Consider the following 21027-nt stretch of genomic DNA (forward strand, 5'->3'; position numbering starts at 1 on the left):
GGCCGCCGGCGGGCTCGGGCGCGTCGGCGGTCACGGCCCGGCGCTCCCGGGCAGCTCGCCGGTGGGTGCTGCGCGCCGGTGCGCGGACCACCGCGTCGCGCGGTCCGGCGGGTCACCGGCAGGGCTTGCGCAGCACCGTTCCCGAGGTGCCGGGCAGTTCGACCGCGACGACCTCCGCGTCGTCCTCGTCCAGGTAGGTGGCGCCGAGGTCGACGCGCACCGGGTCGCTCCCGGTCGGGTTCGCGTTGACGACCGCCGCGCCGCAGGTGAAGTCGCGGCGGAACACGTTGGGCGCGATCGACCGGTAGGCGTCGTGCGCGGTGCCCAGGTCCCAGTCGTACATCGGGTGGCGGGCGTTCGGGTCGCCGTAGTCGTCGGGCTTCGCCACCTCGGCGATCGCGGCCCGGTGGCCGGTCACCAGGAAGTAGCCGGCCATCGCGTACCGCAGCGGTCGCTCCTGGCCCGGGCTGAAGTGCGGCTGCACCCAGGTGATCTTGCCGCGCCGCTCGTTCGACGCCACCTCGGCGACCTGCCTGCTCCAGCCCTGGTCGTACTCGTGCAGGAAGTCGTCGTCGCCGAACACGAGCCACCACTCGTCGAACCCGCCGTCCAGGTGCTCCAGGTAGGCGTCCCAGGCCCCGTCGTGGAACCGGGCGTTGGACATGTTGGCGACCGTCTTGAGGTTGGCGGCGGAGAACCGGTGCTCGATGTTGGCGAGCATGGACTTGTAGGCGTCCTGGAACCCGGTGTCCGTCGGGTACTTCGCCGGGCACCGGCCCGGGTGGTAGGCGTCGCACGGGAACAGGGCGTTGTCCAGGAACACGCCGTCGAAACCGGTCGCCTTGCTGTCCTCGATGACGTTGGCGGCCCAGAGGTCCTGGTAGGCGGTGTTGCCGACGTCCATCTGCCAGTGCTCCGGGTAGCCGTCGTACTCGATGCGCTTGCCGTCCGGGTCGAGCAGGAACCACTCGGGGTGCTCGCGGTCGGCGAGGCAGTAGGGCACGCCGGTCGGCAGGTGCTCGTCGTCCACCCCGTCGCGGCAGGTGTAGCCGCGGGTGGAGGACAGGTCCTTGTAGACGTACACCTGGACGTCCCGGTTGGCGGCCTTGAGCTTGCCGAGCAGGTCGCCCTCCCAGGCGTTCAGCACGATGTACTTGTGCCGCCTGGCCTCCTCCGCCGCCATCTCGTCGCTGACCGGCGTGCCCTTGAAGTGCAGCCAGAACGAGTGGGCGTCGCCTTGGCCGAGGTAGGACCGCGTCGTCGCGCCGCCGGGGCTCACCGCTGAGGTGAGCCCCGGCGGCGCGAGCAGTAACGCGGTCGCCACCACCGCCACCGCACCGAGTCTGCGCGACACCCGGCCGCGGTTGCCGTCTTCGCGTGGGGAACGAAACGCCATGGCTCACCTCGCCGACCCAGCAGTCACTCGACGGTGCGACCCCGACCGTGCGATCCGGACTGCCGACCTGGACCACCGACGACGCCGGGCCCGCAGGTCGGCGTCGGAGAGGTGGTGGGAAGCGATCACGGGCCGAATCGGCGTTGTCACGGGCCCATACTGGAGTGGCTACCCGTCGGGTGTGGACGAAAACTTGCGGTGACAACGGGCGATCCGCCGAAAACGCCCGTGCGGAGCACACCGCCACCTGTCCGGGCACCCCTTGCGGCGGAAACCCGCGCGATGCGGTCAGCGCCACCACGGGCCGTGAGCGGAGACCGCACTTCTCGGCGCCGGAACCACACTTTGGCGCGCAGCACCGCCACCCGTCCCGGGAGTTGCCGAGCCGCACCGGAGTCGGAGGGTATGCCGAGCCGCGCCGAAGTCGGCAAGTGCGCCGCGATGCGCGGTGCACCGCGATACGCGGGACGGCGGATGCGCCGCGATGCGACGGGCACGCCGCAGAGCGCGGTACGGCGAGTGCGCCGGGCCGCGCGGGACCGCGAGTGCGCCGCAGAGCGCGGTACGGCGGGTGCGCCGGAGCCGGCGTGCGCCGCGATGCGCGGGACGGCGAGTGCGCCGGAGCCGGCGTGCGCCGCGATACGCGGGACGGCGGATGCGCCGCAGGGCTCGGGGCGGCGGTGCGACGGCGAGCGGGCCGGTGCCGAGGAGCGCGGCGAGCCGCGGCGAGGGGCTACCCCGAGCCCACCGCGTCGAGCCACGCCCGGCGGGCGACGCCGCGGGTGAACTCCCGGACGTGCAGCCCCGCCCGCAGCCACGCGACGGGGAACGCGTCCCCCGCGTCGCGCACGATCCGGCCGAACGCGTCGCGCTGCCGGTCGCGGGAGGCGGCGGCCAGGTCGGCGAGCAGTTCGGCGGTCGCGGTGAGGCCGTTGCCGGTCAGCGCGGACACCTCGCGCGACGCCGACGCGACCGCCGCCACCGCCCGGCCGCCGAGGGTGACGCGGTGCAGGACGTTCTCCAGCGGGCGCAGCGGCGGCGGGGTCCGGTCGGCGGGCTCCGGGCGCGGCGGCAGGTCGGCGGTGGACCGGCCTTCCACGTGGGACCGCTGCACCCGGTCCAGGCCCAGGTCGACGTGGTGGCGCAGGTCGGCCGGCAGCGCCAGGTCGCCGGACACCGCGAGCGCGACCGCCGTGCCGGGGCGGTCGGGCGCCAACCGGGCCACCACCCGCAGCCGCAGACCTCCGGCGTGCGCCAGGACCCTCAGGTTCTCGCGGGTGCGCTCGCCGTCACCCACCAGGTCGAGCACCACGGCTCCTCCGGCCCCGGCCGCCGAGCCGGCGGTGGCCGCGCCCGGAGTGGAGCCGGAACCTGAGGCCGCATCCGGGGAAGAACCCGAGCCGGAAGCCGGGTCCCAGGTGGAGCCGGAACCGGTGGCCGCGTCCGGAGTGGAGCCGAGGCTGGAAGCCGCATCCGGGGAAGTGCCCGAACCGGAAGCCGCGCCCGGGGCGGGGGCCGTGCCCGTGGCGCGGTCCGGAGCGGTGACGGCCAGGCGGAGGGCGTTGCCCGCCGGGCCCAGCACGACGCCCTCGACGAACAGCAGGTCCGCTCCCGCCGGGCGGTGGCCGTCCGGGCGGGTGGCCGCCTCGAACGCGCGGGCCACCTGGTCACCCAGGGGCTGCGCCCACAGCCGGGTGAACGGCGGCGCGTCCCAGGGCGCGCCGGGGGCCGCGACCGCGCGCACCGCCTTGCCCGCCCCGAGCCGGTGGTCGGGCGACGCGGTGCCGCCGGACAGCAGCAGGCCCTCGCGCCCCAGCCGCCGCTGGGTCAGGCCGGACTCGCCGATCGCCACCGGGCCGTCCGCGACGGCGACGCGCTCCGCCCCTCCGGGCATGATCGCGGGAACGGTCCACAGGGCGCCCGAGTCGTCCACGAGGTGCGTGACCACGCCGCCGTAGCCGGAGGTGGTGACCACCGGCTCGGTGCACAGGCCGTACAGGCGCAGCGCCCCGACCGGCCGGTACTCGCGCCGGGCGGTGCCGCGCAACTCGGCGGTGGCGCGGTCGGCGGTGCGCAGGTCGTGGCAGAGCAGGAGGAGGTCGACCAGCTCGGCGGTGAGCACCTCGCGGTCGAACGTCGAGTCGCCCGCCCGTGCCGCGGCCAGCGCGGCGGCGATGCGCAGCCCGCCCGCCGCCGCCCGGTGCAGGCCGGCCACCCGCGCGGTGTGCACCGCGCGCAGCAGCTCGGCCCGCACCACCGCCCCGCTGCCGGTGGCCCCGGCGCGGAGGATCGCCGCGCACGCCGTCCAGAGGGCGTTCGCGGCGGATCGCTCGGCGGCGCGCACCTCGGTGGGCGCGTCGGCCGGCACGAGCCCGCGAGCCCGGTCGGCGGGACCGGCCGCGGGCGCTCCGACAGCGGGCGAGGTCTCCGGTGAGGTCGCACCCGCAGGCCGCCCGCCCGGAAGGGCGCCGACCGAAGGCGTGTCCGCGGAAGCCCCGACCGGGAGCTGCCCATCCGAAGAGGCACCGACCAGCGGCGTGTCCACGGAAGCCCCGACCGGTAGCTGCCCATCCGAAGAGGCACCGGCCGAAGGCGTGTCCGGGGGTTGCGCGTCGGCCTCGGCGGGGAGGGGCGGTTCGGCGACGGGCGCCGCTGCCGCCGCGACGGCCCGGTGCAGGCAGCGCGGCGCGAGCAGGCAGGTGCAGACCAGGTCGTCGGCCGCGGCCAGCACGCCGCCGCGCAGGGCCCAGGTCAGCGTCGTCTCCGCGTCGAGTTCCGCGCGGGCCGCGTGCGCGTCACCGACGACCTCCCACGTCCCGGCGCGGTCCAGGGAGGCGTCGGTCCGCTTGCGCAGCCTCGGCGGGAGGGCGTCGAGCACGTCGGCGACCACGGCGGGCGCCACCGGGGGCAGGGTCATCCGCGCACCTTCTCCCCCACCCAGCGGGCCAGCTCCTGCGGGCTCAGCGCGGCGACCGGCATCCCGGCCGCCACCAGCGCGCCGGCCACCGACGTCGAGTACCGCGCCGCGCCGCGGTCGTCCAGGCTCGCGCAGCCCAGCACCGTGACGCCGGAGGTCACCAGTTCGCGCACCTGCCCGACCAGGGACGCCACCGGACCGCCCTCCTCGAAGTCGCTGACCAGCACGACCATCGTGCGCTCGGGCACCGCCACCAGGGACCGGGCGTGGCGCAGCGCGCCGGCGATGTGGGTGCCGCCGCCGACCCGCACCTCCAGCAGCAGCGACAGCGGGTCCGCCACCCGGTCGGTCAGGTCCACCACCTCGGTCGAGAACGCCAGGAAGTGCGTCGACAGCGCCGGCACGCCGGCGAAGACCGACGCGGTCAGCGCCGCCCAGACGGTGGACGCCTCCATCGAGCCCGACACGTCCACCACCAGCACCAGCCGCCAGTCGGTCGCCCGGCGGCCCCGCGTCCGGAACACCGGCCGCTCGGGGACGACCAGGACGCGGCCGTCGGCGGTGCGGCGGGCGGTGGCGAGGTTCGCCCGCAGGGTGCGCGGCAGGTCCAGCCGGCCGCCCGGCCGGCGCGTGGGCGTCGGCAGCTGGAGGCCGGTCAGCGCCGGTCGGACGCGGTTGGCCAGCTGCGCGGCCAGCTCGCGCACCAGCCGCCCCACCAGTGGGCGCAGCCCCGCCAGCGCGTGCTCCGACAGCCCGCCCGCCAGCGACAGGACGTTGCGCAGCAGCTCGACCGACGGCCGCACGGCGCCGGGGTCGATCTCCAGCGCGGCCTCCAGCCGCCCACCCTCGACGGCGGCGGCCAGGACCTCTTCCCGGATGTGCTCCCCGAACAGCGCCCGCAGCTCCTGCGACCACTCGCGCACGTCGGGGAACGGCGACGACAGGTCCGCCCCGAGGCCGCCCGGGTCGCCGGCCGCCGCTCCCTCGCCGCTCTCGCGGCCGTACAGCTCGTCCAGCGCGGCGGCGTACCGGGCGCCACCCGCCGGCCGCTCGCCCCGCGCGCCGAGCACCAGCCGCCACCGCACGGACGCGGTCAGCGAGCCCGCCCCCTCGCCGGGGCCGGCCGCGGCCGGCAGCGCTTCCGCGGACCCGGCCGACACCGCTTGCGGCACAACGGGTCGCGCCGCCGTCGGGCGCTCCTCGGCGGCGGCCCCGAGCGGTTCGCCCGGCGCCGCTCCGTCCGAAGTGGACCCGACCGGCCGGCTCAGGCCGTGCGCGCGCAGGGTTTCCAGGGCGGACCGCTCGGCGGCCAGCCACACCGCCAGCAGTTCCGGGTCCGGTGCGCCGGCCGCGTCCACGCGGTCGCCGGTGCGCTGCTCGACCACCACCAGCACCCGCGCCCGCGCGGCCGGGCCGATCGAGGTGAACGCGCCGCGCAGCGCGGGCAGCCGGTCCAGGAAGTCCCGGTCGGCCAGGCCCTCCACGCGGTCCAGCAGCGGGGTCAGGGCCTCGGTCGTCTCCAGCAGCGGCGTCGCCGCCGCCAGCACGCCCGTCAGGCCCCCGCGCAGCACCGCCCGCCGGTCCGGGGTGGTCGCGCCGTCGACCCAGGCCGCGACGCGCTCCCCCAGCGCGCCCGGCGACCCGAGGCCGAGCAGCACCCGCGCCGCGCCGGCCGCGCCCGCGATCAGCGGGGCGCCCTCGTCGGCGAGCCGGCGCAACGCGGCGGCCAGCCGGACGCCCGTGCCGTGCGCGTCGTGGCGCTGCCCCAGCTCCACCAGCGCCCGCGCGTCCGCCGGGTCCTCCGAGCCCGCCAGGCCCGCCAGCTGCGCCACCGCCGCCGTCTCCAGTTCCACCGCCAGCAGCGGGTGGTCCGCCAGGACCTCGGGCGGCGTGCCGGGCACGTGGCCCGCGCGCACCCGGTCCAGCAGGTCGAGGCCGGCCAGCAGGTCCCGCACCGTCCCCGCGGCCGGCAGCACGGCCCCGGCGTCGGACAGCAGGTCGCCGACCAGGTCGGGCAGGCCGCACGCCGCCGCGTCGGCCAGGTCCGCCAGGACGCCGGCCGGCGTCTGCCCGCCGGCGCGCTCGCGCTCGGCCCGGCGCGCGCGCAGGCGCCCGAGCGCGGCCAGCGGCAGCGTCGCGCCCCACAGCCCGGCCACCGGCAGCGTCGCGGCCGTCGCCGGCGTCCACGCCGCGGTCCAGCGGGTGGTCAGCGCGTCGCCACCGCCGACGCCGGTGGTGGCGGTCTCCTCGCCGTAGGGCACGCCCAGCACGGCCAGCCGCCGCAGGGTCGTCTCGCGGCGGGCGTCCAGGTCGGACCGCAGCGGGTCCAGGCGCAGCGCGACCGGCTCGCGGGACCCCGGACCGGGCAGGCGCAGCTCGGCGAGCAGCGCCTCCACCGCCGGGGCCAGGCCGGAGCGGGGCGTGCCGGGCGCCAGGGCGCCCGTGCGGCGGCCCACCAGGACGTCACCGGCCGCGCGGGCGACGACCCGGCCCCGCCCCAGCGGCTCGGCGTGGGTCAGGACGGTCTGGACGGCTTCGACCACCTCGCCGCGGCCGGGCGCGGGCAGGCCGCGCAGGCGGGCCAGGTCGACGGCCAGCCGCAGCGCCTCCCGCGCCTCGCCGGGACCGGCGGGGTGGCCCGCCTCCCGCACCCGCGCGCAGATCCGCACGATGACCGACGCGGCGGCGGCCTCCACGGCGGACGGGTCGCCCGCCGCCTCCAGCACGGCCTGCTGCCACTCCGGGTCGCGGATGCCCGCCGGGTAGCCGGAGCGCTCGTCCAGCAGCGCGAAGCCGTAGGGCACCAGGGAGGTCACGACCTCCGCGCCGGCGGGCTCGGCGGGCGGCGCGACCGGGCCGCCCAGCAGGGCCGCCGCGTGGAACGAGCCGACCACCGCCGCGCACCGCCGCCCGCCCGCCTCGGCGACCGCGCGGCGCATCCACCGCTCGCGGCGCAGGTCGAACGGGTCGACCCCGGCGCCGCCCTCGGCGTCGCGGCGCAGCGCCCAGCCGACGAGCAGCGCGGCCCGGCGCACCGCCTCGGGGATCTGGCCGGGCGCCGCGGCCTCGACCAGGCGGTCCCACAGGTCGTCGCCGTCGCGGCCGGTGACCGACCGGCGCAGGGCGTCGGCCAGCGGCGAGGCGGATTCCCCGACCCGGTCGGCGGCGGGGCCGCGGGCGGCCAGCGGCAGGTCGCAGGGGCGGACCTCCACGCCGTTGCGGTGGGCCCAGCGGATCGCCGCCAGCTCGGGCGAGAAGTCCGCGAACGGGTAGAAGGCGAGCCCGCTCCCGTCGCGCCGCGCGCCGGACAGCGCGACCGGCGCCGTCAGGCCCGGGTCGGCCAGGTGCGGCAGCCACGCCCCGAGCTCCTCGGGCAGTTCGACCAGCAGCACCTCCGGGTCGGCCGAGTCGAGCAGGGCGGGCACCACGGCGGCGAGCGCCGGCGAGTGGTGCCGCACCCCGATCAGGAACGGCGCGCGGTGACCGGCCAGCCGCTCGGCCACCGCGAGGTCGGCCTCGGGCGCGCCGCCGGACCGGGCGGCGGGAGCGAAAGCCGCCCGACCGCCCGACCCACCTGCCGGCGAGGAAGCCGCCGCCGGCAGGGCACCCCGCAGCCCGGGGTGGGCGGAACCCGCTCCCGGCCGCCCAGCCGACCCGCCGGCCGGCGCGGGAGCCGGCAGCGCACCGCTCGACCCCGCGGAACCCGCCTCGGCCGCGCCACCCGGCCGAGCGGCACCCACCCCGGCCACCGGCCGAGCGGCACCTGCCCCAGCCACCAGTCGGGCGGCACCTGCCCCAGCCACCGGCCGGGCGACGCTCGCCCCAGCCACCGGCCGGGCGGCACCCGCCCGAGCCGCCCCTGGGGGACCGCCCGGCCCGTCGGGGGTCGCGCGGCCCCGATCAGGCGTCGAGGACATCGCGGAGTTCCCAGAGGCGCCGCCAGGTGCGGGCGCCGGTCTCGGCGCGGCGGCGCACCGCGCCGTCCCAGTAGCCGAGCAGCCGCGCCGCGTCGCCCGGGTCGTCCTTGCGGACCACGCCCAGCAGGTGGCCGGGCAGCAGGGACAGCGGGTCGCGGTCGCCGGGGAAGTACGCGTCGGACAGGCCGAGGGCGGTGGCCACCGACACCGCTTCGGCGGTGCTCATCACGGTGGAGGGTCGCTCCACCGACCAGCCCTCCTCCGACACGCCGTTGCGCAGGTCCCGGAACGCCGTGACCAGCACCTCCAGCACCACGTCGTCCACCGCGAACGGCGCGTTCACCCGGTCCAGCGCCGCCTTGGCCTGCCGGCGCACCAGCGCCGTCTCCGCCGCCAGGTCGCCGATGGGGCCCACGGCCTCGAAGTTGAAGCGGCGCTTGAGGGCCGCCGACATCTCCGACACGCCCCGGTCGCGCAGGTTCGCCGTGGCGATCACCGTGAAGCCCGGCGCGGCGTGGACCGTCGCGCCGTCGGCCCCGGACAGCTCCGGCACGGCGATCCGGCGGTCGGACAGGATCGACACCAAGGCGTCCTGCACCTCCGGCAGGCAGCGCGTCACCTCCTCGACGCGCACCACGCCGCCGGTGCGCATCGCGGTGAGCACCGGGGACGGGACCAGGGCCCGGGGGCTGGGGCCCTCCGCCAGCAGCAGCGCGTAGTTCCAGCCGTAGCGCAGCTGGTCCTCGGTGGTGCCGGCGGTGCCCTGCACGACCAGCTGGCTGGTGCCGCACACGGCGGCGGCGAGCAGCTCGGACAGCATGGACTTCGCCGTGCCCGGTTCACCCACCAGCAGCAGCCCGCGCTCGCCCGCCAGCGTGACGACGGCGCGCTCGACCAGCGCCCGCTCCCCCACGAACTTCGGGCTGATCACCATGCGGTTCGGCACGCCCGCCACCGGCTCGGGCAGGGCCAGCGCGTCGCCGCTGCCGGTGACGAACGCGACGGCGGCGCGCGGGGTGAGCCGCCAGCCGGGCGGGCGGCGGCCGGTGTCGTAGGCCGCCAGGAACGCCAGCTCCTCGGCGAAGGCGTCCTCGGGCGGGTCGACCTGGCGCGCGGCGGTCACCGGCGGCCTCCGGTCCTGAGCTCCTCGTAGGCGGGCGCGTCGCCGTCCCGCACGCGCCGCCAGGCGCGGGCGAACAGGGCGGCGACGGGTTCGCGGGGCGCGATCACCCCGGTCGGGTGGTCGGTGAAGCCGAACATGGGCGCTTTCCAGCTCTCCAGGGGGACGTGCGGGCTCGCCAGCGGCAGCCAGCCGCCGGGCAGGAACAGCGAGCGGCCGGCGCGGGCGCGCTTCGCGGTGAGGACGAGGTCGGTCTCCGCCAGCGCGGCGCGCGCCTTGCGCAGGCGGGCGGGCTTCCAGCCCGTCCAGCGGGCGACGTTGGCGTCCGTCGGGTCGGGCAGCGCCAGCAGCTGCAGGTAGAGCAGGGCCGCGTCCTCGGCCAGGCCGAGCTCCCCGGCGACCTCCGCCACCAGCTGCGCGCCCGGGACCTGGTGGTAAGCCTCCGGGTCGCCGGCCGGGGCCACCGCGCACGCCGCGGCGAGGCCCTCGTCGGCGAGGTCGGCCAGCGCCTGCCCCAGCTCCCGGCCGCCGGTCACCTCCACCACCGCCGCCAGCAGTTCCCGGTCCTCGGGGCCGACCAGGCCGGGGCGCACCGTGACGCGGCAGTACCCGCCGTGCGTCCGGGCGACGTGCAGCCAGTCGCGCGGCTGCACGGCACCGCCCTCCGCGGGCGGCTCCTGCCCCAGCAGGCCGGCCAGGGAGTCCACCTGCACCCAGCCGCCCAGGTCGACGGCGAAGCCCGGGTGGGCCACGCGCCGCCGGGCCAGCGCCAGCGACACCGGCAGGGCCGACCGCAGCGGCGAGCCCGCCGGCAGGCGGTAGGCCAGCCACCGCAGCACCCCCGGCACGGCCCGCAGGGTCGACCCGCCGAAGCCGTCGGGGTTGCGGGCCCGCAGGGTCGTGCCGTCCAGGCGCTGGTCCGAGTCCTGCGTCAGCCACGCCGTGCGGTCCGGGTCGAGCACGCCCGTCACGTACTCGCCGGCCCCGCGCAGCGGCAGCAGCTTCGTCGCGTCCTGCAGCACGTCGTCGGGCACCGGGCGGCGCAGGCCCCGCTCGGCCACCCACATCTCGGCGACGGCGGCCACGTCCGGCCCCGTCGTCCACAGCTCGGCCGGGTCTTCGGGCACGGCGGCGGCCAGCAGGCGGCGGCGGAACGGGCCGTCCAGCGGGCGCAGCCGCTCCTTCGCGGTCTTCGCCCCGGCGGCGGACAGGCCCAGCAGGCGGCGTTCGGCGGTGGACAGGTAGTGCGCGTCCCACCGGTCCACGCCCGCCATGCCCGCCAGCAGCACCGTCGCCTCGGCGGTGCCCAGGCCGGTGCGCTCCACCAGGGCAGGCACCGCCTCGGCGACCCACGGCGCGGGGCCGCGTTCGGCGAGGGCGGCCAGGAACCGGTCGGCCCGCTCCCGCCCGAACGGCGCGCGCAGCTCGTGCGCGGACACGACGCGCCAGCCGGGCGGCACCTCGAACGCCCCGGGGGTGCGGGTGAACTGCACGCCCCCGTAGCGGTTCCCCTCCCGGGGCCGCCACTGCTCGTGGGACGCGGCGATGAACCCCTCGCCCACCGGCGTCACCCGGTGCAGCGGCGTCGCGGCGCCGTCGGGCACCGTCACGGTGAGGGTGCGCCAGTGGCCGGAGCCCTCGGCCAGGCCGCTGTCGGCCACGCACCGCAGCACCAGCGCCAGGGCCTCCCGCTCGTCCTGCGGGGTGAGCGGGGACGCCGCGCGGTAGGCCAGCGCGGGCAGGGCGGGCAGCGCCTCGAACCAGTCGCCGCTGCCCGGCGGGGGCAGCTCCCGGCCCGCCGGCCGCGGTTGCGCCGCGGTCTCCGCCAGGGCGGCGAGCAGGTCGGGCAGCGTGGTCCGGGCGCCGGCGCGCACGTGCCTGGAGCGACCGCCGCCGAACCACTTCAGCGCCGACTCGACGGTCTGCTCGCCGATCGCGGGCCCGACCGGCGCGAGGGCCACCGGGCCGACCTCCCGGGCCGCGGCGGCGACGCCGGCGTAGGCGGCGCAGCCGCGCGCCAGCCCGGCCGCGCGGCGCACGAGGTCGACCACGCCCGCCAGCAGCGCCGGGTGGGTCAGGCCGGGCAGCGCGGCGGCCACCGCGGCGGCCACGTCGTCGCGCTCGCCGCGCACCAGGGCGGCCAGCCGCTCGCGCCGGTCGAGCCCGTCCCCCTCCGGCGGGACCGCCGCGATCATGGCGTCCACGGCCTCGCGGGTGACGGCGCGCAGCGCCGCCGAGCCCGCCTCGTCCCGGGGTCGCAGCACGTGCCACCACGGCACGGCCGGCACCAGCGGCGTGCCGGCGGCGTACTCCGGGCAGCCCTGCTCCGGGGCCACCCGGCCCAGCACGACGCCCCGCGCGTCCAGCACCGACACCGCGTTGCCCGCCGGCCCCACGGTCAGCCGCGCGCCACCGGGCAGGTCCAGCAGGCCCACCGGGCGCGGGCCGGCGGCCAGCCGCACGCGGCGGCCGTCGACGCCCTCGCCCAGCCAGGAGCCGTCGGCCTCGCGGCGCAGCCGCCAGCCGTGCAGGCCGCCGGCCGCGCCCAGGGGGCTGCCCTCGGTGGCCGCGACCGCCGGCCGCAGGTCGCAGCCGGCCAACTCCAGCTCCGCGCCGTCCGCGGCGAAGTCCTCCAGGAACCCGGGCAGGCTCGCCCGCCCGCGCTCGCCGGTGGCCGGGTCGACCTCGACCCAGCGCACCGCGCCGTCCACGCGCACCGCCGTCCAGAGCGAGGCGCCGTCGCCGAACGCCGTGCCGGCCGCGGGCACCTGCGTGTCGCCGGGGCGCACCGCCCGCCGGCCGCCGAAGCGCGCGTCGCCCGCCAGGGCGATCGACGGCAGCGCCGAGTCGGCCTCGCGGTAGCGCTGCGGCCCGTCGCCGGTCGGGTCGAACACGCGCTCCGGCGCGTCGCTCCAGTAGGCCAGCTCGTGGTCGGGGCCGTCCCAGCGCACCAGGAGCCGGCCGGCCACCCACCGCGCCGTCGGCTCGAAGCGCCACCGGTGGCGGGCGTCGGCCGGGATGCGGGCGACGTGCTCGGCGAGCACCCCGTCCGGCCCGACCACCACGAACGCCTCGCCGCGCCGCAGCACCAGCGCCGGCCAGCCCTCACCACACACGACGACGCCCTCGCCCTTGGGCGCGGCGCCCGCGGCCAGCCGGACCACCGCCTCGTCCAGCGCGGGCCAGCCCAGCTCGTCGAGCAGGCCGGCGCGCAGCGTGGCGCGCAGGGCGGCGGCGACGTCGGTCGCGGCGATCGCCTCGGCCGCCTCCGGCACGTCCGCGAACGCCTCGGGCAGCCGCAGCAGGGCCAGCTCGTCGAGGTGGGCGGTCAGCTCGGGCAGCCCGGCGGGCGAGCGGTCGGCGCGCCCGGCGAGCCACCGCCGCAGCGCGACCCGCAGGCCGGGCACGACCAGGACCCCGCTGAGCACGTCGACGCCGACCACCTCGCCGCGGGCCGCGGCGCGGAGGTGGCCGACCACGCCCGCGCCGAGCGGCCCGCCCAGCAGCTCGGACTCGGCGAGCGCGGCGAGGTCGCGCCGCCCCTCGCCCTCGTCGGCCAGCCAACCGCCGACGTTGACCACGACCTGCTCGCGCCGGGGCGGCGCCAGCGGCACGCCGCCGGCCACCAGCAGGTCCAGCAGGTCCAGCTCGTCCTGCCGCCAGTCGCTGAGCACGCGCACCGGCACGCCGTCGGCGGCCAGCCTCGGCGCCATCGCCGCCGCCAGGTCGAGCAGCGTCCGCGACCGCCCCACGCCGCGCCAGCCGCCGCGGCGGACCGACACGACCGACGACAGCCACTCGGCCGCGTCCGCCGCGCCGCCCGGCTCGACCAGCTCGCGGGTCGCACCGCACGCGCCCAGGATCCCGAACCAGGTGTCCAGGGTGGACGCCGCGGCCGGCACGAACGCCAGCAGCCGGGCGCGCACCGCCTCGTCCCGCTTCGCGAGCGCGACCAGCGAGTCCCGGTAGGACTTCCAGAACGCCGCGCCCGCGTGGCCGATCGACGGGCTGTCCAGCACCGCCCGCAGCAGCCGCTCGTCCTCGGCCGCCGCGTCCCGCCCGGCCGCCCTCGCCAGCCGCCTCAGGTCCTCCGGCATCCCCGTGTACGGGGGCAGCCCGCCGCGCGTGCGCTCCACGCACAGCGTCACGAACAGCTCGTAGGCGGCGCCCGGCTCGTGCTTGCGCGCCAGGCCCTTGGCGTGCGCGGACAGCGCCTTCGCGGTCAGCGCGCCGGCGAACGCGAACTCGAGGAACACCTCGCGGACGCGCTCCGGGTCGACCGCCAGGTCGTGCACCTCCTCCGCCTCGCGCGCCTTGCCGAACATCGACGCGGCGTAGGTGGTGTTGCCGTGCTGCAGGAAGATCCGGCCGGCCTGCTCGTAGAAGGTGGGCAGGAAGTGCGGCGCGGAGCGGCCCAGCATCCCGCCCAGGGCGGTGAAGCCGTCCTTCGCCGCGCCGGCCTTCGACTTGGCGGTGCGGGCCAGCCGCTCGACGTCCTTGACCAGGTTGAGCGCGTGGTGGGCGTTGTCCGGGTCGTTGATCAGCGCCCACGCCGGGAAGCCGAGGGCGCTGCGCCGCCCGGTGCCCACCGCCGCCACGCGGCCGGGCGCGTCGAACCCGAGGTACTCGCAGGTCAGGTCCTCGGCGCGGCCCAGGACGGCGGGCGTCAGCCGCACCACCACCCGGTCGCCCAGGGCCGGGTGCGCGTAGCGGCGGGCGGTGACCGCGTCGCGGTCCTGCCCGGTGGGCGCCGCGCCGGGCAGCACCGCGCCGGCGGCGATCAGGGCCTTCTCGTCGTGCTCGCTCACCGGGCCACCTCTTCCGCCACGACGCGCCCGGCGTGGATCGCCGAGGCCATGCGCATCCCCTCGGACCACGCGACCGGTCCGACGTCGGACAGGGGCAGCGCGGTTCCGTCCTCCAGGGACCAGCGCAACCCGCCGGTCCACGCCTCGCCCTCCGGGTAGTCCGCGCCGATCCAGTACCGGGCCTCGACCACCCGGCCGCCCTCGAACGCCGAGTACACCGCCTCGCCGCCGCGCACCGGGTAGCCCAGCGAGCGGCACCGGCCGACCACGTGCGCGACCTCCGCGAACCGGCCGCCGGAGAAGTCCTCCACAGAGGACTTGCCGACCGGGTGCGGCACGCGGGCGAAGGTCTGCCGGAACAGCTGCTGCACCTTCTGCTCGACCCCCAGCTCCGCGCCGAACTCGCGCAGCTCCGCCAGGTCCTCCAGCAGCACCGGGTGCGGGATGGACACCACCTCGGGCCGCAGCCGCACCGTGTCGCCGTCCAGGGTGACCACGCCGAGCCCGCGCCCGGGGTCGGCGTCGCGCAGGAACCCGGCCTCGCCGTCGGCCACGACCACCAGGTCGCGCAGGGCGCTCGCCCACGCCTCGTCGGCCCAGACCTCGGTGATCAGCGCGCGCGGCACCGGCAGCGACCGCACCAGCCAGCCGTCCACTGCGGACAGGCACTCCGCCTCGTGCCGCGCCAGCCACTCCGAGAGCTGGCGCAGCTGCACCACCCGCGGATCGTCCTTGATGGACGCCGGGACGGCGGAGAGCACCTTCCCCTTGGCGTTGCGGGCCTGGACGCGCCCACCGTCCCCAAGCCGCACCTGGTACCCGGAAGCGGCGTCCAGCCAGCCCACGGTTCCTCCTGTGAAGTCGATCCCGAACCCGTGGGGCGGAGGTTAACGAGGGGCACCGACAAAAACCGCCCGCGGGCCGTTCCGCAACGGGGCTGTGATGATCCGCGCGGACCGGACCCCCGGCGCCGCCCGACACCCCGCCCCGGGGAGGAACCGGGGGCGGGGCCGGTCCTGCGCCGAGACGGCCGGCGTCGCGGCCGGTGGCGCCGAAGCGGCCCGCACCCCCGGGCGGGGTCCGACCGGCGGCGGGGCGCTCCCCGGCGGGGCAGGCCCGAAGTCCGGTCCCGGCGGACGGGCTCCCGGCGGTCGTACGGTCGAGGTGTCCCCGGTCGGCGGGCCGCACCCCGGTGGGTGTTGCGCCGGACGGCCGAACCGCAACGTACGGTGGACCTCGAGCGTGTCCACCGTGGCAGGGAGAGTCGCATGGCCGAGCGGTCCCGGATCAAGAGCGGTCGCGTGCTGCGCACCGAGCAGGTCGCACCTCGGATGATCAGGGTCGTGCTGGGCGGCGAGGGGCTGGCCGGGTTCGCCGTCGGCCCGTTCACCGACAGCTACGTCAAGCTCCAGTTCCCGCAGGAGGACGTCGTCTACCCGGACCCGTTCGACCTGACCGCCATCCGCGAGACGATGCCCCGCGACCAGTGGCCCCGCACCCGCACCTACACCGTGCGCCGCTGGGACGCCGAGGCCGGCGAGCTGTGGATCGACTTCGTCACGCACGGCGACTCGGGCATCGCCGGGCCGTGGGCGGCCAAGGCCCAGCCGGGCGACGTGCTGCACTTCGCCGGTCCGGGCGGCGGCTACGCGCCGGACCCGACCGCGGACTGGCACCTGCTGGCCGGTGACGAGAGCGCGTGGCCCGCCATCGCCGCGGCCCTGGACGCGCTGCCCGCCGGCGCGGTCGCCAGGGTCTTCGCCGAGGTGGACGGCCCGGAGGACGAGCTGGACGCGCCGTTCGACGTCGTCTGGCTGCACCGCGGCGACCGCCCGCGCGGCGAGGCCCTGGTGGCGGCCGTGCGCGCGCTGGAGTTCCCGCCCGGCCGCCCGCACGTGTTCGTGCACGGCGAGGCCGCGATGGTCAAGCAGCTGCGCGGCCACCTCCGGCTGGAGCGCGGGGTGGCCCGCGAGCAGCTGTCGATCTCCGGCTACTGGCGGGTGGGCAAGGACGAGGACGGCTGGCAGGCCGGCAAGACCGAGTGGAACCGCCAGGTCGAGCAGGAGCAGGAGAACCCGGCGTGAGCGGGCCGCCGCGCCGGTCCCCCGGGCGGCCCGCCCGGGGTTTCCCGACCGGCACCGCCGCGTAGGGGCGTCGGGCCGCGGCGCGGTGTGGAGCGGCCGGTGGGTCGCGCCGGCGCCCATCGACCCGGAGCAGGCCCGACGGCTGCGCGTCGCCGGTCGGACGCGCACGTCCCGGTGCGCGCGCCGCTGCGGCGGCCCCCGCCGCCGTTCGCACGTGCCGGTGGCGTTCGGGTTAGCATCGCGTGCTTGCCGGGTGTGGCCGACGGGGGAGGCGATGAGTGGTCCGCGGGTCGTCTGACGTCGACACGTCGGTCGCCGGGGTGGTCGAGGCCCGGTGGGGCGTCCGCCCGGAACCCGCGATCGCCCGGTACGCCGAGCCCGGCTGGCAGTGGTCGCCGATCCCGGTGGAGAAGCGGTGCCCCCGCTGCGCCGGCGGGCTGCACGGCCTCTACCGGGCCCACCCGCACCGGGGCAAGCAGCAGTTGCAGGCCGCCGTGGTGTGCCCGGGGTGCCCGGCGTCGTTCACGCTGCGCGAGCTGCAGCTCTCGCAGCGGTCGGTGCTGGGCGAGCTGCGGCCCGAGGCCGTCGCGCGGCGGGCTGCCGAGGACGCGCAGCTCGCGGCGCTGGCGCGGGAGGCCCGTGCGCACCACGAGGAGGTCCCCGGTCCGCCTGCCGCGACGGACCCCGCCACCGCGACGGGCCCGACCTCCGCAGCGGGTCCGACCGGAGCGACGGGCCGGCCGAAGCGGGAGCGGCGGCCGGGGCGCAGGCCGGGACCGCCCGCCGGGACCGGGCTCGTCGAGGCCGAGGACCCGGCCGGGCCCGCGCGGCCGACCGGGCTCCCGGCCGGCGCCGGGCCCGCGGAACCCGCCGACCTCCCCGGACCGCCCGCGCCCGACGACCCGCTCGACAGCCCGGGACCACCCGGGGAACCCCGGCCCGCACGTGCGGCGCGGCGGATGTCGACCACCGTCATGGCGGCCCGGATCAGGTCCGTCCTGGCCGGCTCCGAAGCGGTGCCCACGGCGCAGGACGACGTCCCGGCCCTGCCGCCCGCCCTGGTCGACGCGGCCGGCGCCGGCCCGGTGTGGTGGTGCAAGACCACCGACCCGACCCTCAAGCCACCGGCCGGCGTGACCGACGGGCGCGTCCTCATGCCCGACCGCCCCGAGTTCGACGACCTGCGCGAGCTGCTCACCCGGGAGGGCGTGGCGCACCGGTCGGTCCGGCACTGGCTGGAGCAGGAGACCGTCTCGTCGCTGACCGGCCCGCTGCGGGCCACGGCCTGGCTGTCCGAGGTGGGCGGTGTCGTCCCGGAGCCCTGCGAACCCGTCGGCGAGGACGGCGCGCTCGCCGCGCGGCTCGCGTTCGACCTGCTGTGGGACCTGCACGAGCCGGCGCCCGCCGCGCCGCCCGACCCCGCGCCGGCGGACCGGCTGGTGCCGCCGCGGTGGCTGCCCTACCTGCCGTTCCCGCTGCTCAACCCGGCGCAGGCGCAGGCCGCGCCGCACATCGTGGACGAGGACTCGCACCTGCTGATCACCGCGCCCACCGGCGCGGGCAAGACCGCGATCGGGATGATGGCGGTGCTCAAGGCGATCCTGGAGGAGGGCCGCAAGGCCGCGTGGCTGGTGCCGCAGCGCTCGCTGACCGACGAGCTGGACCGCGAGCTGGAGACCTGGCGCGCGCGGGGCCTGCGGGTGGAGCGGCTGTCCGGCGAGTACGCCGTCGACGTCGAGCGGGTGCGGGCGGCCGACCTGTGGGTGGCCACGACCGAGAAGTTCGAGGCGATCTGCCGGGCCGCGTCGCTGCAGGCGGCGCTGGGCGAGGTCGGCTGCCTGGTGGTCGACGAGATCCACCTGCTCGGCACGCCCGGCCGGGGCGCGCTGCTGGAGGCGCTGCTCGCGCGGGTGCGCGGCGCGGACTCCCCGGTGCGCATCGTCGGGCTGTCGGCGACGGTGTCCAACGCCGCCGAGGTCGCCGAGTGGCTGGAGGCGGAGCTGGTCGCGACGAGCTGGCGGCCGTCGCGGGTGACCTGGCAGCTGCCGACCGTGCCCGCCGCGTCCGGGTACGCGGCCAACGCGCGCCTGCGCGAGCAGGTGGTGGTCGACCTGACCGCCCGGCACACCGCCGAGCGGGGCAGCGTCCTGGTGTTCTGCGGGTCCAAGCGCAACGTGCGCTCCACCGCGATGGCGATCGCCGCCGACCGGGGCGCGCCCGTGCACACCGTGGCCTCGGACGACGTGGACGGCCTGACGCAGGTCTGCGCCGAGGTCGGCGTGCGCCTGCACTACGCGGACTACGAGCACAAGCACGCCGCCGAGCGGGCGTTCCGGGAACGCCGGGCCGACGTCCTGGTGGCCACCTCCACGGTCGCGGCGGGCGTCAACCTGCCGGCCCGCGCGGTGATCGTGCGCGACACCGCGGTCGGCGGCGAGGCCATGGACACGTCGATGGTGCTGCAGATGTTCGGCCGCGCCGGGCGGATCGGGGCAGGCGAGACCGAGGGCTGGTCGTACCTGGTGGTGGACGAGCACCAGCGGGCGGCGTGGCAGACGCGGCTGGTGGCGGGCTACTCGGTGTACTCGCGCATCCACGAGAGCCTGCCCGACCACGTGCTGGCGGAGGTGCTGCAGGGCCGCATCACGTGCCTGGCCGACGCCGAGGCGTGGTGGGTGGAGACGCTGGCCCACGCGCAGGGCGACGACGCGCTGCAGCCGGTGCAGGACGCGGTGTCGTTCCTGGTCGACGAGGGGCACCTGGCCGCGCGGCCGGACGGCGCGCTGGCGATCACCGAACTGGGCCGCCTGACCGCCCGGATGATGGTGTCCACGCACGCCGGCCACCGGCTGCGCTACGCGCTGCGGCTGCTGCCACCGCCACCGGACCCGGACGCCGCCGAGGACGCGCTGACCCTGGTGCTGTCGGTCGCGGTGCGCGACCTGGCGGCCATCCCGGTGCCCGACCAGGTGCGCCCGGCGGTGGCGACGGCGGTCAAGGCGGGCGGGCGGGCCTCGCGGATCACGCACACCGCGTCGGTCAAGGGCCTGGGCTCGCAGACCACCACCGCGCCGGGCGACCTGGCCCGCGCGGCGCTGCTGCTGGCCGCCCGCTCGCCGCACCTGTTCGCGCCGGGCCGGACCCGCCGCAGGGTCGCCGCGGGCATCCCGCTGACCACCCTGCACCCGGTGTTCGACCAGGCGCCGCGCTACCTGGCGTGGCTGGCGGCGCAGGGCGCGCTGGGCACCGTGCACCCGTGGATCGCGGTGGTGGCCGCGGACCTGGACCACCGCGTGCGCTGGCGGCACCTCCGGCCGCGGCGCGGCGCGGGCCGCCTGCTGTGGCTGTGCGAGCAGATGGCGACCCGGCAGCGCGCCCACGACCTGGTGCCGGAGATGTGGCGCTCGGCGCTGGCGCGCGGCGTGCGCTCCCCCGACTGGCCGCCGGGCCGCCCGCCCGCCGAGTGCGGGCTCGACCAGGCCGGCTACACCGCCCTGCTGCGCGAACGCGCCACCACCGCCGCCCTGGCGGTGCACGAGGACCACGCGACCGTCGCGGGCACGGTGGCGGCGTCGGCCGTCACGTGGCACGGCAAGCACCACAGCCCGCCGACCCCGACCCGGGCGGCGACCGAGGTGCCCTTCCCCGACGCCCCCGACGAGCCGGACACCGCGGACCGGGGCGTGGCGGTGTTCACCCGGCGCGGCGACTACCGCGCCACGGGCTGGCTGTCGGCCTACGACGCGCTGGCCGACGACGCCGAACCTCCGCCGCCCGCGCCCGCCCGCCGCGGCCTGGGCGCCGTGCGCGCCCCGCGAGCCTGAAACCCCGTCCCGACCTCGTCGATGTCCTGGTGGTGCAAGTGAACCGGCCCTCCGCCCGCTCGTGGGCGTTCGACCTCATCGCGCCCGACGACGCCGTCCGCGCACGGGCCCTGGCGCGGCACCAGGCCCTGGTGGAGGGCAGCGGCGCCGCGCTGCGCTGGACCAACCGGGTGTGGCGGGAGGCCGGCACGCCGCTGCCGACCCAGCCGCACCTGGCGGCGGAGATGGACCAGGCGCGCGCCGACCAGCGCTGGCACCACGACCAGACGCTGTTCGGCCACCTCGACAGGTTCCTGGACGCCGACCTGGAGGACGAGGTCGCGCACGCGCTGTACGGGCCGTTCGTGGTGCTGTACCTGCGCTGGGAGGCGTGCCACCCGGCCGAGTGGCGCTCCCCCGCCTCGGACCTGTGGTCGCCGTGGTCGCGCAAGGAGGTCGTGCTGCGCCGGCTCGGCCGGTTCGGGGTGCCGGAGGGGATGCGGCCGGACGTCGCGAACCTGGTCATCACCGCCCTGCACCGCCAGTACCGGTGCAAGGACTGGATGTACGCGCAGTTAGTGCCGCACGTGGCCGACAGCGGTTTCCGCGCCAGGGTCTCCGCCCTGCTGCACGCCCCCGACCCGGTCATCGGCCTGCGGGCCCGGTTCGTCCTCGACATCGCGGACCAGCCGGAGCGGAGGGTCACGCGCGCCACCTGGCGCCGGTGGCTCGAACTGCACCGCCTCCCCTGAACCCCGGGCCGCCGCAGCGGTCACCCATCGAACTCCGGCGACGCCGCCGCCGGCAGCGCGCCGAGGTCGTCGAGGTCCAGCCGGGCCGGCAGGTCCGCCGCGACACCGGTCGTCACCGGGCGCGACCCCGGACCACCGGACGGGGTCCCCCGGCCGGTCACGGTCCGTTCACCGCGAAGACGTTCCGGTGGGTTACAAAGCGCGCGCCCGTCGTCGAGGTTGGAGGCCCC

At 78.1% G+C, this 21027-nt stretch carries 9 protein-coding genes; 3 read left to right on the forward strand and 6 right to left on the reverse strand.

From position 1 onward, the window contains the following. Positions 1 to 112: 112 nt before the first annotated feature. The 6 genes from JOE68_RS00340 to JOE68_RS00365 all read right to left on the reverse strand — a co-directional run bounded on the left by JOE68_RS00340 (position 113) and on the right by JOE68_RS00365 (position 15003). A complete protein-coding gene (locus JOE68_RS00340) occupies positions 113 to 1324 on the reverse strand; it encodes a putative glycoside hydrolase (protein ID WP_204840337.1) in 1212 nt (403 codons plus the stop codon). Between the two features lie 805 nt (positions 1325 to 2129). Next, positions 2130 to 4313, reverse strand: coding sequence for a hypothetical protein (locus JOE68_RS30685; RefSeq protein ID WP_239562072.1), 2184 nt, complete (start codon positions 4311 to 4313; stop codon positions 2130 to 2132). Beyond that, entirely contained in the window at positions 4310 to 7816 is a 3507-nt protein-coding gene (locus tag JOE68_RS00350; protein WP_204840338.1) for a DUF5682 family protein, read from the reverse strand. Before JOE68_RS00350 ends, JOE68_RS30685 begins: the two co-directional genes overlap by 4 nt. A 397-nt stretch (positions 7817 to 8213) precedes the next feature. Beyond that, entirely contained in the window at positions 8214 to 9353 is a 1140-nt protein-coding gene (locus tag JOE68_RS00355; protein ID WP_204840339.1) for an ATP-binding protein, read from the reverse strand. Further along, positions 9350 to 14158, reverse strand: coding sequence for a hypothetical protein (locus tag JOE68_RS00360; protein WP_204840340.1), 4809 nt, complete (start codon positions 14156 to 14158; stop codon positions 9350 to 9352). Before JOE68_RS00360 ends, JOE68_RS00355 begins: the two co-directional genes overlap by 4 nt. Further along, on the reverse strand, positions 14155 to 15003 hold the full coding sequence (locus tag JOE68_RS00365) for a DUF4132 domain-containing protein (RefSeq protein WP_204840341.1): 849 nt from the start codon (positions 15001 to 15003) through the stop codon (positions 14155 to 14157). The genes JOE68_RS00360 and JOE68_RS00365 overlap by 4 nt, the downstream gene beginning before the upstream one ends. A gap of 423 nt (positions 15004 to 15426) precedes the next feature. Here JOE68_RS00365 and JOE68_RS00370 point away from each other — a divergent pair, with 423 nt between their 5' ends. The 3 genes from JOE68_RS00370 to JOE68_RS00380 all read left to right on the forward strand — a co-directional run bounded on the left by JOE68_RS00370 (position 15427) and on the right by JOE68_RS00380 (position 20797). Next, complete coding sequence (locus JOE68_RS00370; RefSeq protein WP_204840342.1) at positions 15427 to 16242, forward strand: siderophore-interacting protein; 816 nt, start codon at positions 15427 to 15429, stop codon at positions 16240 to 16242. A 278-nt stretch (positions 16243 to 16520) separates the two neighbouring features. Next, positions 16521 to 20066, forward strand: a complete 3546-nt coding sequence (locus JOE68_RS00375) for a DEAD/DEAH box helicase (RefSeq protein ID WP_204840343.1) — start codon at positions 16521 to 16523, stop codon at positions 20064 to 20066. Positions 20067 to 20104: 38 nt separating this feature from the next. Then, positions 20105 to 20797: a hypothetical protein gene (locus tag JOE68_RS00380; protein ID WP_204840344.1), complete on the forward strand. Its 693-nt coding sequence runs from the start codon at positions 20105 to 20107 to the stop codon at positions 20795 to 20797. Positions 20798 to 21027: the final 230 nt, after the last annotated feature.

The sequence above is a fragment of the Saccharothrix algeriensis genome, assembly GCF_016907655.1.
Classification (GTDB): domain Bacteria; phylum Actinomycetota; class Actinomycetes; order Mycobacteriales; family Pseudonocardiaceae; genus Actinosynnema; species Actinosynnema algeriense.

Bases quoted from the DNA above. Each gene is read 5' to 3' on its own strand.
- JOE68_RS30685 (WP_239562072.1), bottom strand. From the start codon at position 4,313: ATGACCCTGCCCCCGGTGGCGCCCGCCGTGGTCGCCGACGTGCTCGAC.
- JOE68_RS00370 (WP_204840342.1), top strand. From the start codon at position 15,427: ATGGCCGAGCGGTCCCGGATCAAGAGCGGTCGCGTGCTGCGCACCGAG.